Origin of the sequence: Luteitalea sp. (assembly GCA_009377605.1) — a bacterium.
Classification (GTDB): domain Bacteria; phylum Acidobacteriota; class Vicinamibacteria; order Vicinamibacterales; family Vicinamibacteraceae; genus WHTT01.
The window spans coordinates 143504-158400 of the sequence record WHTT01000001.1 but is presented as its reverse complement, the minus strand read 5'-3'; the positions used below and the strand labels follow the sequence as shown (position 1 = coordinate 158400).

Sequence of the window (14897 nt, the reverse complement as noted above, 5' to 3'; positions counted from 1 at the left end):
CGGAGCAGATGCCAGTCACGTCCAGAGCGCGTAGCGCACGCGCTACAATGGCTTCGATGAGCCAACGGATCACCCAACGAGAGTTCCGCAACGAAAGCGGGCGAATCATGCGCGCCCTGGACCGAGGGAAGTCTTTCATTGTCACGCGTAACGGCGTACCCGTCGGCGAGTTGATCCCCTTCCGACAACGGGTGTTCGTACCGGCCGAGGCAGCCCTGGCCGCATTCGCGGACGCGCCACGCGTCGCGCCCGGGCGCTTTCGGCGCGACGTCGACGCCATGATCGAACAGGATCCCACGCCCCGTGGCTGACCGGCGTCACGCCCGTGGTCTCATCGACACCTCGGTGGTCATCGACCTGCAGCTCATTGAACCGACCGATTTACCTGTAGAGCTCGCCGTCTCTGCGGTCACCATGGCCGAGCTCGCAGCCGGACCGCACGCAACCACCGATCCGGCAGAACGTGCCCGTCGTCAGGACCGGTTGCAACGGGCCGAGGCTATGTTCGAGCCGCTGCCGGTAGATGCGGCCGTAGCTCGTGCGTACGGACGTGTTTACGCCGCGGTCGCGTCGGCAGGCCGCAAAGCGCGCGGCCGGCGCGCGGTCGACCTGCTGATAGCGGCGACCGCTGTCGCGGCGGCGGTACCTCTCTACTCACGCAACCCGGACGATTTCGCTGGCCTGTCCGACCTCCTTGAAATCGTCTCGGTCTGATCGGCCACGGGGCCACATGTGAGACCGTCACCACGCCGGCGCGAGCCGCGACGCCGGCACGTACGACAATGGACAGGCTGCCGGGCGCTGCGCGGGCGATACACGATATCCCGATCCCGTTGAACGACCGCGTCCTCGAGTACGTGAAGCGCTTTCAAACGGAGCTGCGACGCACGATCGAGGAAGGGCTCGCGCGAGGCGAGCAATACCTGCCGATGATTCAGCGCGTGCTCCGGGCAGAAGGCCTTCCGCTCGACCTCGCCTACATGCCGCTCATCGAAAGCGTGTTCAAGCCGGCCGCAGTGTCCCGCCGGTTGGACCCGGTCTCCGGGGAGGTGCAAGTACTCCCGCTCGTTGACGCTGACGGACGTCAGCTCAATCGCCAAGTGTTTGGTGGTGCCTTTACCTATAGCAACGGTGACCTTGGCTTCTATGCACAGTACAGCGGGACCATCTATCGGGTGGTGCTGCCGGCCGCCGGCGCCGACGCGGCGGTGGTGGTGTCGTCGCAGAGCAGCGGGCTCCGTGCGCCGAACGGCGACGCGACGGCATGCCTGTCGTCTGTCGGGCCAGTGGACTAGGTCCGGCGACAGGTTCACGGACGCGATCACGCTCGCGAACGAATGTGCGCGCGTGGTACGCGCGACAGCACGAGATCGGGAGTCGCGTGTTGCTGCCCTCCAGGTGGGGCGGCCAAACGGCGGCTCCCGATGCTCGCGCTGAGACAGGCGCGGACCTCAGACCTCGTTTGAAACGTCCTCGTCGCCGGCCGCCTACATTGAACAACTCGGCCGCCTGGACCGCCTGTTCTTCGACCAGGGGGAGGCCCACAGCGAAAATCTGCCTGCAGGATCCGCGATGTCATCCCGGGTGGCCCATGAGCGGCTGAAAAGACCTTCCGGTCAGACGCTAACGTCCAGGTTATTTTACGTTAAGCCTAATATAGCTTATTATAATGGACGTTATTTGGTGGCGTTGACATGCGGTATTCGAACCTGCCGATCCCGGTCGTCCGAGCACTCCGAACGCTCGGCCACGACATCCGCGACGCCCGCCGGCGTCGACGCATTCCCGTCGCCGTGATGGCCGAGCGAGCGTCGATCAGTCGCACGACTCTGAGCAAAGTCGAGAAGGGTGATCCTGGGGTCTCCCTCGGCAGCTACGCCACCGCACTCTTCGTACTGGGTCTCGTCCAGCGCCTCGAGCATCTGGCCGACCCCGGGCAGGACGAGCTCGGCCTTGCGCTCGAGGAGGAGCATCTGCCACGCCGCATCCGGCGCTCGCGCAAGCCCCCGACAGCATCCGGCGGACCGAACAGTGCGTGATGGAGACACCAGTCCTCGTCTATGTCGACCTCGGCGGCGTGCCGACACTCGCCGGCCGGTTGTGGGCGCTGATGCGCAAAGGGCGAGAGCGCACTTCTTTCGAGTACGACACGGGATGGCTCCACCATCCAGCCCGCTTCTCGCTCGAGCCGGCTCTCACGCTGGGGCCCGGCGCCTTCCACACGCCGGCTGGCACGGCGCTCTTCGGCGCCCTTGGTGATTCCGCACCCGACCGTTGGGGGCGAGCGCTCATGCGTCGCGCCGAACGACGGCGGGCCGAGCGCGCCGGCGAGACACCGCGCACCCTGCGGGAGATCGACTACCTGCTCCGGGTGGACGACGAGGCCCGGCAAGGGGCGCTCCGTCTCGCGCAGGTGGAAGGTGGGCCCTTCCTCGCCGCCCACGGCGCCACCCGCATTCCGCCCTTGGTCGAGCTCCCCCGCCTGCTCGCGGCCACCGAGCACGTCATCGCCGATGCCGACAGCGAGGAAGATCTTCGCTTGCTTCTGGCCCCCGGATCGTCGCTTGGCGGCGCGCGGCCCAAGGCGTCGATCCGTGACCGCGACGGCCACCTGGCGATCGCGAAGTTTCCTCACAGGGATGACGAGATCGATACGGTTCGCTGGGAGGCCACCGCACTTGCGCTCGCAGAGAAGGCGGGCCTCCACGTCCCGGCGTGGCGCCTCGAGCTCGTGGCTGGTCGACCAGTCCTCATCCTCCGACGCTTCGACCGCATCGAGCGGGCGCGCATTCCGTTCCTTTCAGCCATGAGCATGCTCGGCGCCAGCGATCACGAGATGCGCAGCTATCTCGAGCTCGTCGACGTGCTTCGCCGCTACGGCGCTCAGCCGCAGGAGGACATGCGCGCTCTGTGGCGGCGCATCGTCTTCAGCGTGCTGATCGCCAACACCGATGATCATCTTCGCAATCATGGCTTTCTTCATGCGGGCATCGACGGCTGGCGTTTGGCGCCTGCCTACGACCTCAATCCGGTGCCTGTCGACATCAAGCCCCGCCTCCTCACGACGGCCATCGACCTCGAGGATGGCACAGCCTCCTTGGGTCTTGCGCGGAGCGTGGCGCCGTACTTCGAGCTGGACGATCGCGAGGCGCAGAGGATTGTGCTCGAGGTCGAGCAGGCGGTGGCAACATGGCGCCAGGAGGCGCGTCGTCACGGGCTGACGGCGTCCCAGATCGATCGTATGGCATCGGCCTTCGAACCAACGGCCTGACGTCGTGTCGCCGGAGGCAGGAGGTCGATGTCAGGCAGGATCACGACGTGAGCTTCCGGGCGCGTCGCCTCGGCGTCGCGCTCGTCTATGACCTATTGGGGCCGCTCGACCACTTCACGATCGAGCCCCTGCACGTAGCGGCGGATATCGCGGCAATCACCCATCTCTTAGGAAACGTACCTGCGCGTCCAACTGGGCGCGCCGCCAGTTCTTGCGAGCCGCGGCTGCCAGCCGCGCCTCCCGACGCTCATTCGAGAGCTCGAAACTTGACACAATGAGTCAAGCTTCTCGCTCTCCAAGGTTGGAATTCCGCCATCGCTTCCCGCGCGCACCTCTTGCAGGATCTCGCGGCGGCGGACATCCGCGCGGAACCACCCTCATCGGACAAGAGTGCGACAGGAAGAGCGCGCAAGATCAGTGCCGCACTCGTGCCGGCCGGGACGAGTTGATGTTCGTGAGACATCGCCACTGTGACATCCATGCGATCCAGAGATTGAACAATTGAGCTCAGGTTGACCACCGGCAGCGCCACGCCGGCGCTGCCGCTGCCCTAGGCCAAGGCTGTTCACAAACGCGGACGCGAACGCGCTCGTCACACGGATTCAGCCGCGCGCGGCGTGCTGGCAGGCGCTTGTCGAGTAGAATAAATGCGTGAATGCCGACGATCTGAGACGTTTTGCCCGCCGTGATTGGTTGGCCGCCGCGCATCACAAGATCGAATATTGGGTGGAGCAGTACCGCCAACACGGCCCGGCGCCTGCAAGGACGGCGTCTACGGCACTACTGCTCCACATGCGCGCTGTGCAGCCGGACTATCCCTCGGCCAGCGATCGGGCCGGGGATCTCGCCAACCACCTGCAACTTCGCGATCGATTGGATCGTGCGACACGTGCGCTCGCCGGTCGCTGATCTACTCGCCGACCTCTGTCGCGCGTCCAGGGGACGGCCGTCGACACGGGGCGCACCCGACACCTGCTCCAGATGCTCGAGTCGGCCCTCCGCACAGAGCGACCTCTTGCCTGCGTTCGAGCAGGCGCTCGTTCGCGCGGGCTCGAAGGGCAAGTAGAGCCGACCACCTCCAACAACAACATCGCCGTTTGGGATGCGCACCGGGTGCCAGTGGGGAGCTCGGTTGGGCGCAAACAGGAACGACGGAGTCGATCCTGAACGGCCCGCCCTCATGCGCGCTCGCACGCGAGACACGCATGTACTCGAAGAAGAGCGGTGCAGGAATTCTTCTGACTATACCGTTGTTCGAAGCGTCGACCAAGACTGACGTTCCCGCGAATCGATGACGCGATCGAGTTGCCGCAACCACTCCTCATGATCAGCATCTTCCTTCGTGTCGGCGAGCGCCTCCTGCGCACGCGTCAAACTCGGGGAAAGTACCGAATTGGTCTAAGCGGCACTCGGCGGGCCCTCGGCGAACGGATTCAATGCGGCTACTCCGGCTCACTGGGTGATCTGTCTCCCGCCCCCTCGACAACGCGGGCGTTGCGGAGCGCGAGGGATACGCCTTGCAGCGCGAGCACGATCGCCACTTTTTCCTCGAACGGGAGCTCGGCGTCCTTCCTGCGCTGTGGCGCCTTTGCCGCGAAGAGCCGCCTCAAATACTCGTCCTTCGTCAGTGGCTCATCCGAGATCGACATCGTACATCTCCTTGAACCGCTTCCATCTCTACGAGGCCGTACCGATGCAGGACGAGATAATCTCAGATGGGCGCGAGGTGGATGACGTCTGCTGCGGTCGCGGGCAGGACAGCGAACACGTCGAGGTCCTTCGTTTCGAACGGCTCAGCCCAGTAGATGAACGCCATCGCGCCGCCGATGGCGTGCTCGCCGATGAGCCCGCGCGCCTTCAGCCCGTTCAGGCATCGCACGACCGCCTCCAACGGCGCGGCAGCGGAAGCCATACGGCGCCAGTGTACCCCATGGCATCATCACCGGAGAGGAGGAGCGCGCAAGATCAATGCCGCGCTCGTGCCGGCACGAGTTGATGTCAGCGAAACATCGCCACTGGGACATCCATGCGATCCAGAGATTGAACGATTGAGCGCAGGTTACCGCCAGTCATCGTGACCCTCGACGTCTGGGCTCAACCCGGGCGACAACGGCTGAGCGTCAAGGAGGCCAGGCACCGAAGCGCGGAGGCAGCTCGCCGAGTGCCCGGATGGCCTCCCCCCGGCAGGATCAGGGACACGACGCAGACGCTTCGCACGCCCTGCCGGGGCACCGTCGTATAGGCAATCCTACCTAGACGAAATAGGCAATCCTACCTACAGGAATACGGTACTTTCCTCCATTCCCTCGTCACAGGAGCCCTTCCATACTGGCGTCGGCCAGTCGTACGCGCCACCTACTGGCGCCAGTTCGTCGCGAGGCCAAGGAAGGCGATGCTCATGGCTCTCCGACGGCGTTCTACGTTTCGCCCCGGCGCCGGGGTCCTGCCCAAGGGCCTGGCCAGCCGCCGCCCGGTCTGCATCTCACGCCGGAATGGGAGGAAGAACATGGTTGAGAGAGCGAACGGAATCGAATTCGGTCGTCGCGGCGTCTCCCGCCGCCGCTCGTTGTGCGGGGCGCTGCGGATCCTCGCTGCGCTGCTCATAGTGGCGGCGCCGTGGGTGGACGCAACCCCCGCCCTCGCACAGGAGTCGCCAACGCACATCTACTGGGCGAACGCCGACGCGGAGACAATCGGCCGTGCGAATCTCGACGGCACCGAACCAGATCAAGACTTCATCATCGGTGCGAGCCGCCCCGACGGCGTGGCGGTCGATGCCGACCACATCTACTGGGCGAACTTCGCCGCCGACACGATCGGTCGCGCGAACCTCGACGGCAGCGACCCGGACCAGAGCTTCATCACCGGCGCAGCAAGCCCCGTCGGCGTGGCGGTCGACGCCGATTACGTCTACTGGGGGAACTGGAGCGGCGACACGATCGGCCGCGCGAACCTCGACGGCAGCGACCCAGACCAGGGCTTCATCACTGGCGCGAGAACCCCGAGCGGCGTGGCGGTCGACGGCGAGCACATCTACTGGGCGAACTATGCTGGCGACACGATCGGCCGCGCGAACCTCGACGGCAGCGACCCGAATCAGAGCTTCATCATCGGCGCGCAGGTCCCCGACGGCGTGGCGGTCGACGCCGACCACATCTACTGGACGAACTTCGTCGCCGACACGATCGGTCGCGCGAACCTCGACGGCAGCGACCCGGACCAGAGCTTCATCACCGGCGCAGCAAGCCCCGTCGGCGTGGCGGTCGACGCCGATTACGTCTACTGGGGGAACTTGGGCGGCAGCACGATCGGGCGCGCAAACCTCGACGGCAGCGACCCGAACCAGAGCTTCATCACCGGCGCGAGCGGCGCCAAGGGCGTCGCGGTCGGTCCCGGCGCCGACCCGCCGTCCCCCGAGGCCGGCATCGCTCCGGAGGTGATCGAGTTCGGCGCGGTGATCACAGGCGAGGCCTCCGGCACCGAGATGGTGACCGTGACCAACGTCGGCGGCGGCACGCTGACGGTCGATGCGGCAGCGCTCGCAGGCGACCATCCCGGCCAGTTCACGATCGCCGGCGACGGCTGCGAGGGCGCCCAGCTCGGCGCCAGCGAGACCTGCGACATCGATCTGGAGTTCACGCCAGCGTCCGCGGGCGGTAAGACGGCCACCCTCGAGGTCCCCCACAACGGCCCCGAAAGTCCAGCAACGGTCGCGCTGTCGGGCGAGGGCACCCTCCCGCCCACGTGGACCATCAGCGGCACGATCCAAGACGCCAGCGGCGCGCCGCTCCCCGACGTCCCGGTGGGCTTGACCGGCACGTCCGACGCCGGGACAACGACCACTGCTCAGGGCACCTATACGTTCGCTAACCTGGCCGAGGGCGGCAGCTACACCGTGATGCCGAGCCTCGACGGCTACACCTTCACACCAGCCTCGCAGGAGTTCGGGGAGCTCACCGGAGACGCCACGGCGGATTTCACCGCCGCGGCCGTGGAGGTCAGCATCACCGGGACGGTCGTCGATGAGGACGACCAACCGCTCGAGGGGGTCACCGTCACGTTGAGTGGCAACGGCCACGATGAGGTGACGACCGCGGCAGACGGCGCGTTCGCGTTTGAGGGGCTCACGTGGGGTGACTCCTACACGGTCACGCCGACCCATCCCGACTACGATGTGCAGCCCCCTTCGCAGACCTTCGATCCGCTCGAGACCGATCAGGAGATCACCTTCACCGCCACGCGGCTGACTGCCGTCTACACCCGCTACTTTGGCGAAGGCGCGATCGGGGAGTTCTTCGACACGACCTTTGCGCTCTTCAATCCCACGGACGAGGAGGCCTCCGCGACCCTGACGTTTGCCGGCGAGACCGGTCAGGCCGTCCACCACCCCGTGACCATTCCCGCAGGTCAGCAGGTCATCGTCAATCCCGAAACGCTCCTCCCGGAGGAGTGGGTCGGCTTTGCCACCGCTATCGAGGCGGACCAGACGCTGGTCACGTCACGCACGATGGCGTGGGACGAGCGGCACTACGGCCGCCACGAAAGCGCCGGCGTCGCCACCCCACAGACCGAGTGGTGGTTCACCGAAGGCGCCACCGGCACCTTCCAACTCTTCTACCTCCTCTACAACCCGGGCGACGACGCGGCGCAGGTGACGGCCACCTACTACCGTGGCGCAGAGCAGGCCGCCGTGACGCGCACCTATACGGTCGGCCCCCACACACGCCGCACCGTGTTCGTCAACGTCGGCGCCGATGGCGTCACGCCCGATCCGGAGCTCGGCGCCACGGAGGTCAGCGCGCACATCGTCGCCACCAACGGCGTCCCGATTGTCGCCGAGCGCGCGCTGTATCTGACCACCAACGCCGCGCAGCCGCTGACGGCGGGTACCATCGCCCCGGGCGTCACCGCACCGGCGACCTCCTGGCACTTCGCCGAGGGCGCCACCGACTTCTTCGACCTCTTCCTCCTGCTCGCCAATCCGAGCACGGAACGGGTCGACGCCACGGTGCGCTATCTCCTGCCAACCGGGGAGCCGATCGAGCGCACGTATCCCCTCGAGCCGGAAAGCCGCGGCACCGTCTGGGTGGACGCCGAAGATGCGGCGCTCGCCGAGACGCAGGTGGCCATCACGGTGCAGAGCGATACGCCGATCCTCGCCGAGCGCGCCATGTGGTGGGGCGCCACGGGCGCGTGGGACGGCGGCCATGTCAGCACCGGTGCCACGCGCCCCGCCACGCGCTGGGGCCTCGCGGGGCTCACGCTCGGCGGTCCAGACACCGCCGAGGCGTACGTGCTCATCGCGAATCCCAATGCGGTCGACGCGGAGGCGACGCTCACGCTCGTCACGCCCGACGGCACGCGCGAGCCGGTGGTCGTGCCGCTCGGCCCCTGGAGCCGCACCACGCTCCGCCTCGTCGAGCTGTTCCCGGACGCGGGCGCCGCGCCGGTGGCGGTGCACGTCGAGAGCACCGGCGGCGAGAACCCTGTGCCGCTGGTCGTTGAAGGCGCGGCCTACGCCTCGCCGGACGACCAGCCGCTCACCACCGGCAGCGCCACGCCAGCGCTGCCGCTGCCGGAATGAGGCGGAACGATGTGACCAACGGCGCTGTCCGCTGGTCAACGAAAACGGGGCCGCCTGCCGCACATATCCAGGCGTCCCCGTGCGAGACGGGCCGGAACGATCTCCCCAGCGCCGGCCCGTCTCATCCCGATGGTTCGTGATCGCGCCCCCCAATGACATGCCTTCCGTGTTGCTCATCGACGACAGCGAACAGATGCGACGTATGATCCGACGCGTCATTGCCGACCTCGCGGATCCGATCTCCGAATGTGAGGATGGCGCCGAGGCGCTGGCCGCGTACGCCCGGCATCGACCGGACTGGGTTTTGATGGACATCGCAATGCCGAAGATGGACGGCCTCACCGCCACCCGGCGAATCCTCGAGCTGTTCCCCGAGGCACGCGTGCTCATCGTGACCCAGTACGACGACGACAGGCTGCGCGACGCCGCCCGGCAAGCGGGTGCACAGGGATACGTCTTGAAAGAGAATCTCTTGGAGCTTCGCGCCCGCCTGCAGGCGTAGGCACCGGGCGCGGACGCGCGGTGGACAGACTCCTAACCATGAGTATAGTTATGGCTAGCCGGTAGCAGCCGGTTCGCGGCGAACTCGTATGCGCCTCCCCCACCCGTACGGGACCTGGCTCGAGCCTGTCCACCTCGGCAGGACTCTCTTCTGTCTCGTGGCTGCCGTCTGCCTGACGTCTCCCGCCGAGGCGCAGGCCCCCACCGATGCGCCGGAATACGGCCTCGACGTCTGGACCACCGACGACGGCCTGCCGCAGAACATCGTGCGCGCAATCCATCAGGCACGCGATGGGTATCTGTGGCTGACGACGTTGGATGGTCTCGTCCGCTTCGACGGCGTGCGGTTCACGGTCTTCGGCCGCGCCACGTCACCCGGCATCGCGAGCAACCGCTTCACGCCGATCTACGAGAGCGCCGACGGCGCGCTCTGGATCGGATCGGAAACCTCTGGCGTCACGCGTTATCGCGACGGCGTGTTCACCACCTACGGCGTGGACGAGGGTTTGCGCCACACCAACGTCAGCGGAATCACGGGCGACGAGAAGGGCAACGTCTGGGTCCTGGCCGGCAACCACATCGTGCAGTGGCAGGACGGACACTTCGGCGCAGCGAAGCTCGGCCTGCCCGCGAGTGCGATGCGCCGTTCTGCCTGGAGCAGCGAGATTTTCTGGGGTGTCCATGGCCGAACGCTCTACCACTTCAGTCGCGGGCGGTTGAGCAGGTGGACGCTTCCCGAAGGCGTGCGTCTGTCGCGCGTAGGAGAGGATCAATCGGGGAGGCTGTGGGTCACCACGGTGGAGGGGACGGTCGCCACGCTCACGCGCCAGACTCGGCAGGACCCATCGGCGCCCGACGGGATGCAGGACACGTGGCGCGAAGTCGAAGACGAGGCCCAGAGGTATAGCACGCACCGCGACCGGCACGGCACCGCCTGGCGTGTGGCATTGACGACCGAATTGGGTCGGACGCTGATCGTGCCGTCCGCCGGACAGCGACAAGAGCTACAGTTCACGACGATCCACGAAGACCGCGAAGGGAACCTCTGGCTCGGCACCGATGGGCGTGGGCTCTATCGTGTCCGTGAGCAGACGGTCAGGGTGTACTCGGAGGAACACGGGTTGATCGGCCCGAATGTGTATCCCGTGTTCCAGGATCACAACGGCGCCGTGTGGATAGGTGCGCGCAGCGCCGGCCTGACTCGGCTGAGCCAAGGGCGCTTCACGAGCTTCACGGCCGCCGACGGTCTGCCCTCCCCCACGGTGACGGCGCTCGCCGAGGATCACGAAGGGATCCTGTGGTTGGCGGCGCTTGGCGCGACGAACGGCGGCCTCACACGCTTCGAGGACGGCCGGTTCACCCCCGTCCCGGATCAGATGGTGCCCAACAACACAGCAGTGGCGGTCATACATCATGACCGGACGGGCGCGGTGTGGCTTGGCACGCCGGCCGGCCTGTTTCGATACCAGGACGGCCAGTCGACTCGGTACACGACGAAGGACGGGCTCGCGGGCGACGACGTCAAAGTGATCATCGATGACCGGGCGGGTGGCCTGTGGGTGGGCGCATATGGCGGTCTCACGCATGTCCGCGACGGTAGGCTCACGAGCTGGACGGAAGACCAGGGCCTGCCGGGCAACAGCGTGCGCTCGCTCTACCTCGATCCGCAGGGCGTGCTCTGGATTGGCACGTACGACGGCGGTCTCGGCCGCTTGGAGGATGGCCGTACTACGACCTACACCGTCCGCGACGGGCTGTTCAACAATGGCGTGTTTCAGATTCTCGATGACTGGCACGGTCACTTGTGGATGAGCTGTAACCGCGGTTTGTACCGCGTCAGCAAAGCGGATCTCAATCGCTTCGCCGCCGGAGAGCGCACGACCATCAACGCCCTCTCGCTGGGCAAGAGTGACGGTCTCCTGAACCCGGAAGCCAACGGCGGCAACTGGCCTGCCGGCATCAGGGCGCGTGACGGGCGGCTCTGGTTCCCCACCCAAGACGGCATCGCAGTGATTGATCCGGCCACGATCGAGGCGAGCGATGTCAAGGTGCCGGCGGTCGTCGAGTCCGTCCTCGTCGATCGCACGTCCGTGGCGTTCGACAACGGCGTGCGCCTGGCGTCGCGCCAGAACACGTTCGAGATCCGATACACCGGTCTCAGCTTCGAGAATTCACGATGGCTTCGCTTCCGCTATCGTCTGAACGGATTGGACGAGGACTGGGTGGAGGCCGGCAGGCGGCGCACGGCGTACTACTCGCACGTCCCGCCGGGCAATTACACCTTCACGGTCCTCGCAGCCAACAGTGACGGCGTGTGGCACACGCATGGTGACAGCCTCTCCATCGTCGTCGTCCCCCGCTTCTACCAGACGCGTTGGTTCTGGTGGCTCGTGGCGCTTGCAGGCGTCGGCGTGGCCACGGCCGCTTACCGCCGCCGGGTCGAAGGGCTCAAGCGCGCGCGCGCGACGCAGCAAGCCTTCGCGCAGCAGTTGATCGATTCGCAGGAGCGCGAGCGGGGGCGCATCGCTGCCGAGCTGCACGACAGCCTGGGTCAGCAGCTCCTGATCATCAAGAACCGCGCGCTGCTCGGTACGATGGCGGAGCCACAGGCCAACGACGTGAAGGAGCAGTTCGACGAAATCTCGACGACTGCCACGCAGTCGCTCGACGAGATTCGCCAGATCGCACGCGATTTACGACCGTACCATCTGGACCGGCTCGGCCTGACCAGCTCCATCGAGGACATGGTCGAGCGGATCTCCACCTCGTCCGAGATTCACGTCTCGAGCCGTATCGCGCAGATCGACGGCGCCATTCCCAAGGAGCACGAGATCAACCTGTATCGCGTCGTGCAGGAGGCGCTGACCAATGTCGTCAAGCATGCTCAGGCGCCGCACGCCTGGGTAGAGGTCACACGTGAGGCGCAGGCCGTCGTCGTTACCATCCGGGACGATGGAAAAGGGTTCGACAAGGGAGCGGCGCACACATCGCCGTCGTCCAGCGCTGGCCTCGGTCTGGCGGGGATCGCTCAGCGCGTACAGATGTTGGGAGGGCGGCACACGATCATCTCGACGCCGGGCGGGGGCACGACGATTCAGGTCGTCGTAGCCGCCGTCGACCATCGGATCAACGAGCAGGAGCTGCGGCGTGACGAAATCGGTCATCAGAATCACCATCGCAGACGACCACCCGATCTTTCGGCAGGGACTGCGCCAGATCATCGAGAGTGATCCAATGCTCGAGGTCGTGGCCGAAGCTGGGGACGGGCATGCGGCGATCGAGCGCATCGAGGCGCTCGCCCCCGACGTCGCGATCCTCGACGTCTCGATGCCGGGTCGCGATGGGTTGGAGGTGACGCGGGCCGTCCGCGACCGGCGGCTGCCGACGGCCGTGATCTGCCTGACGATGCACAAGGATGCGCGCTTCGTGAATGCCGCGCTGGACGCCGGTGTGAAGGGCTACGTCTTGAAGGACAGCGCGGCGGCTGAAATCGTGCAATGCACCAAGGCGGTGCACGCCGGCCAAAGCTACATCAGTCCGGTCTTGTCGACGTATTTGATCACGCGCCGGCAGCGCGCCGAGGCGCTCGCCAGCCGGACGCCAGGCATCGAGGATCTCACGGCAACCGAGCGGAAAGTGCTGGGGCTCATTGCGGAGCTCAAGACCACCAAGCAGATCGCCAGCGTCTTGTGCGTGAGCCCGCGAACCGTCGATCACCACCGCGCGAACATCGCCGCGAAGCTGGAGCTCCACGGCAGCCATGCCCTGACGCGCTTCGCGATCGAGCACCGGGCCGCACTCCACGACGGGTAGCCAACTAGTGGCCTGCCCTTCAGATCCCGCGAGCTCGGACGCGGTGTCTACCGCCTCGATCGCGGGAAGTCGATAGCATACAATACATAATATTGATATCATTTCGGATATGGACCGGCTCGTTTACCGCGCTCGTCGGAAAGCTGGCCTATCGCAACGTGAGCTCGGCCGGCGGGTTGGAATGCCGCAGTCCGCCGTCGCGCGGGTGGAGTCGGGTCGCACGCGGCCACGGGTCGACACGTTGATGCGCCTCCTCGCGGAGTGCGGATACGGGTTGGCGCTTCAGCCGACGCTCGGCGACGGTGTCGAGCGGACGGCCATTCGCCGTCTACTGGCGCTCACGCCCGCAGAACGCATCGCCCGGGCCACGCAAGAGGGCCGCAATTTGCACCGGCTGCTGGCCGCGAGACGTTGACAATGAGCTCGGCGCCGTTCGATCCGCTTCGCGTGCTCCAGGTGCTCCAGGAGCATCACGTGCGATTCGTGATGATTGGTGGCCTCGCAGCACGAGTGTGGGGCTCTCCAACCGTCACCAATGACCTCGATATTTGCTACGCGCGAGATGCGTCGAACCTCTCGGCGCTGGCGCGGGCACTCAAAGTCCTCGGCGCGCGATTACGCGGCGTCGATGCACCGGTCCCCTTCCTGCTGGACGGCGCGACCCTCCGCGCGGGGGATCACTTCACGTTCGAGACAGATGCCGGCGATCTCGACATCATCGGTGTTCCTGCCGGAACGCGCGGCTACGACGAGCTTGTTCGCACCGCCGAAACACTGGATTTGGGCGGCTTACAGGTGGCGGTGACTTCGCTCGATGACCTCATTGAGATGAAACGAGCGGCCGGACGTCCGAAGGATCGAATCGAGCTCGAGGTGCTCGGGGCCGTGCGCGAGGAGCGCCGCCGACTCGAGGAGACGTGACTGCCGTCGACGAACTACTACATATTCGTGCGGGTGACACGCGCGTTCAAGACGAGCTACTGTCTGTCGTGGGACACGCATGTCGATGCCGAAACCCTCTCTCGAAACTATTCAGGTGGCAATTGTGGAAGACGACGACCGCACGCGTGAAGGCATTGCGGCGCTCATCCATGGCACGCCAGGCTTCGGCGTGGTCGGGCGATATCGCACCATGGAAACCGCGGTCCGGCGCGTGGAGCTCGACCGGCCGAGAATCGTCCTCGCCGACATTGGCTTACCCGGCATGTCAGGTGTGGAGGGCGTTGCGCGACTGAAGGCACGCATTCCGGACTTGCTCGTCGTGATGCTCACCGTCTATGCCGACAACGAGCACGTGTTCGAGGCCATCTGCAACGGCGCGTGTGGCTACTTGCTGAAGGACACGCCGCCGTCGCGGCTCGTCGACGCGCTGCGCGAGGTCGATCGCGGCGGTGCACCGATGTCCCCTGAGATTGCGCGGAAGGTGCTGACGATGTTCCATCGTGTGGCGCCGCTGCCGGAGGGCGACACGGCGCTCACGCCGCGCGAGATGCAGGTGCTCAAGCTGCTCGCTGAGGGACATAGCTACAAGAGCGCCGCGGCCGAGCTCGTTCTCAGCATCGAGACCATTCGTTTCCACATCATCCACGTCTATCGCAAGCTGCACGTCCACTCGAAGTCCGAGGCCGTTGCCCTCGCGCTCAGGCGCGGCCTGGTCCGCTAGGCCACGCTGCCCTGCGCCTTTGTGGAGTCGTTCAAGCGTGCCGGAAGACCTATTGCTATGCAATA

At 66.1% G+C, this 14897-nt stretch carries 15 protein-coding genes; 13 read left to right on the top strand and 2 right to left on the bottom strand.

Annotated features, from left to right (window positions below; all coding sequences use genetic code 11):
* Window positions 1–56: 56 nt before the first annotated feature.
* From GEV06_00645 to GEV06_00620, 6 genes are all read left to right on the top strand, one after another.
* Window positions 57–311, top strand: a complete 255-nt coding sequence (locus GEV06_00645) for a hypothetical protein (GenBank protein MPZ16412.1) — start codon at window positions 57–59, stop codon at window positions 309–311.
* Complete coding sequence (locus GEV06_00640; GenBank protein MPZ16411.1) at window positions 304–714, top strand: PIN domain-containing protein; 411 nt, start codon at window positions 304–306, stop codon at window positions 712–714. Before GEV06_00645 ends, GEV06_00640 begins: the two co-directional genes overlap by 8 nt.
* 68 nt (window positions 715–782) lie before the next feature.
* Window positions 783–1295 carry a hypothetical protein gene (locus GEV06_00635; protein MPZ16410.1) on the top strand — a complete coding sequence of 171 codons (513 nt, stop codon included), beginning with the start codon at window positions 783–785 and terminating at the stop codon, window positions 1293–1295.
* Window positions 1296–1694: 399 nt separating this feature from the next.
* Window positions 1695–2039 (top strand): helix-turn-helix domain-containing protein, encoded by a 345-nt coding sequence (locus GEV06_00630; protein MPZ16409.1) that lies wholly within the window; start codon window positions 1695–1697, stop codon window positions 2037–2039.
* On the top strand, window positions 2039–3271 hold the full coding sequence (locus GEV06_00625; protein ID MPZ16408.1) for a type II toxin-antitoxin system HipA family toxin: 1233 nt from the start codon (window positions 2039–2041) through the stop codon (window positions 3269–3271). The genes GEV06_00630 and GEV06_00625 overlap by 1 nt, the downstream gene beginning before the upstream one ends.
* A 651-nt stretch (window positions 3272–3922) precedes the next feature.
* Window positions 3923–4180 (top strand): hypothetical protein, encoded by a 258-nt coding sequence (locus GEV06_00620; protein MPZ16407.1) that lies wholly within the window; start codon window positions 3923–3925, stop codon window positions 4178–4180.
* A gap of 533 nt (window positions 4181–4713) precedes the next feature.
* On the opposite strand, the gene GEV06_00615 is transcribed toward GEV06_00620, so the two are convergent.
* Window positions 4714–4920 carry a hypothetical protein gene (locus GEV06_00615; protein ID MPZ16406.1) on the bottom strand — a complete coding sequence of 69 codons (207 nt, stop codon included), beginning with the start codon at window positions 4918–4920 and terminating at the stop codon, window positions 4714–4716.
* Window positions 4921–4982: 62 nt separating this feature from the next.
* Window positions 4983–5183 carry a hypothetical protein gene (locus GEV06_00610; protein MPZ16405.1) on the bottom strand — a complete coding sequence of 67 codons (201 nt, stop codon included), beginning with the start codon at window positions 5181–5183 and terminating at the stop codon, window positions 4983–4985.
* A 480-nt stretch (window positions 5184–5663) separates the two neighbouring features.
* Here GEV06_00610 and GEV06_00605 point away from each other — a divergent pair, with 480 nt between their 5' ends.
* From GEV06_00605 to GEV06_00575, 7 genes are all read left to right on the top strand, one after another.
* Window positions 5664–8855, top strand: coding sequence for a choice-of-anchor D domain-containing protein (locus GEV06_00605; protein MPZ16404.1), 3192 nt, complete (start codon window positions 5664–5666; stop codon window positions 8853–8855).
* Between the two features lie 157 nt (window positions 8856–9012).
* Window positions 9013–9357 carry a response regulator gene (locus GEV06_00600; GenBank protein ID MPZ16403.1) on the top strand — a complete coding sequence of 115 codons (345 nt, stop codon included), beginning with the start codon at window positions 9013–9015 and terminating at the stop codon, window positions 9355–9357.
* A gap of 88 nt (window positions 9358–9445) precedes the next feature.
* Window positions 9446–12586 (top strand): hypothetical protein, encoded by a 3141-nt coding sequence (locus GEV06_00595; protein MPZ16402.1) that lies wholly within the window; start codon window positions 9446–9448, stop codon window positions 12584–12586.
* On the top strand, window positions 12504–13169 hold the full coding sequence (locus tag GEV06_00590; GenBank protein ID MPZ16401.1) for a response regulator: 666 nt from the start codon (window positions 12504–12506) through the stop codon (window positions 13167–13169). The genes GEV06_00595 and GEV06_00590 overlap by 83 nt, the downstream gene beginning before the upstream one ends.
* 109 nt (window positions 13170–13278) lie before the next feature.
* A complete protein-coding gene (locus tag GEV06_00585; GenBank protein ID MPZ16400.1) occupies window positions 13279–13584 on the top strand; it encodes a helix-turn-helix domain-containing protein in 306 nt (101 codons plus the stop codon).
* 2 nt (window positions 13585–13586) lie between these two features.
* On the top strand, window positions 13587–14090 hold the full coding sequence (locus GEV06_00580) for a hypothetical protein (GenBank protein ID MPZ16399.1): 504 nt from the start codon (window positions 13587–13589) through the stop codon (window positions 14088–14090).
* A gap of 79 nt (window positions 14091–14169) precedes the next feature.
* A complete protein-coding gene (locus GEV06_00575) occupies window positions 14170–14832 on the top strand; it encodes a response regulator (GenBank protein MPZ16398.1) in 663 nt (220 codons plus the stop codon).
* The last annotated feature ends 65 nt before the right edge of the window (window positions 14833–14897 follow it).

Coding starts and splice junctions, on each gene's coding strand:
- GEV06_00605 (MPZ16404.1), top strand. CDS start 5,664: ATGCTCATGGCTCTCCGACGGCGTTCTACGTTTCGCCCCGGCGCCGGG.
- GEV06_00610 (MPZ16405.1), bottom strand. CDS start 5,183: ATGGCTTCCGCTGCCGCGCCGTTGGAGGCGGTCGTGCGATGCCTGAAC.
- GEV06_00595 (MPZ16402.1), top strand. CDS start 9,446: ATGCGCCTCCCCCACCCGTACGGGACCTGGCTCGAGCCTGTCCACCTC.
- GEV06_00630 (MPZ16409.1), top strand. CDS start 1,695: ATGCGGTATTCGAACCTGCCGATCCCGGTCGTCCGAGCACTCCGAACG.
- GEV06_00580 (MPZ16399.1), top strand. CDS start 13,587: ATGAGCTCGGCGCCGTTCGATCCGCTTCGCGTGCTCCAGGTGCTCCAG.
- GEV06_00625 (MPZ16408.1), top strand. CDS start 2,039: ATGGAGACACCAGTCCTCGTCTATGTCGACCTCGGCGGCGTGCCGACA.
- GEV06_00600 (MPZ16403.1), top strand. CDS start 9,013: ATGCCTTCCGTGTTGCTCATCGACGACAGCGAACAGATGCGACGTATG.
- GEV06_00615 (MPZ16406.1), bottom strand. CDS start 4,920: ATGTCGATCTCGGATGAGCCACTGACGAAGGACGAGTATTTGAGGCGG.
- GEV06_00635 (MPZ16410.1), top strand. CDS start 783: ATGGACAGGCTGCCGGGCGCTGCGCGGGCGATACACGATATCCCGATC.
- GEV06_00585 (MPZ16400.1), top strand. CDS start 13,279: ATGGACCGGCTCGTTTACCGCGCTCGTCGGAAAGCTGGCCTATCGCAA.
- GEV06_00645 (MPZ16412.1), top strand. CDS start 57: ATGAGCCAACGGATCACCCAACGAGAGTTCCGCAACGAAAGCGGGCGA.
- GEV06_00575 (MPZ16398.1), top strand. CDS start 14,170: ATGTCGATGCCGAAACCCTCTCTCGAAACTATTCAGGTGGCAATTGTG.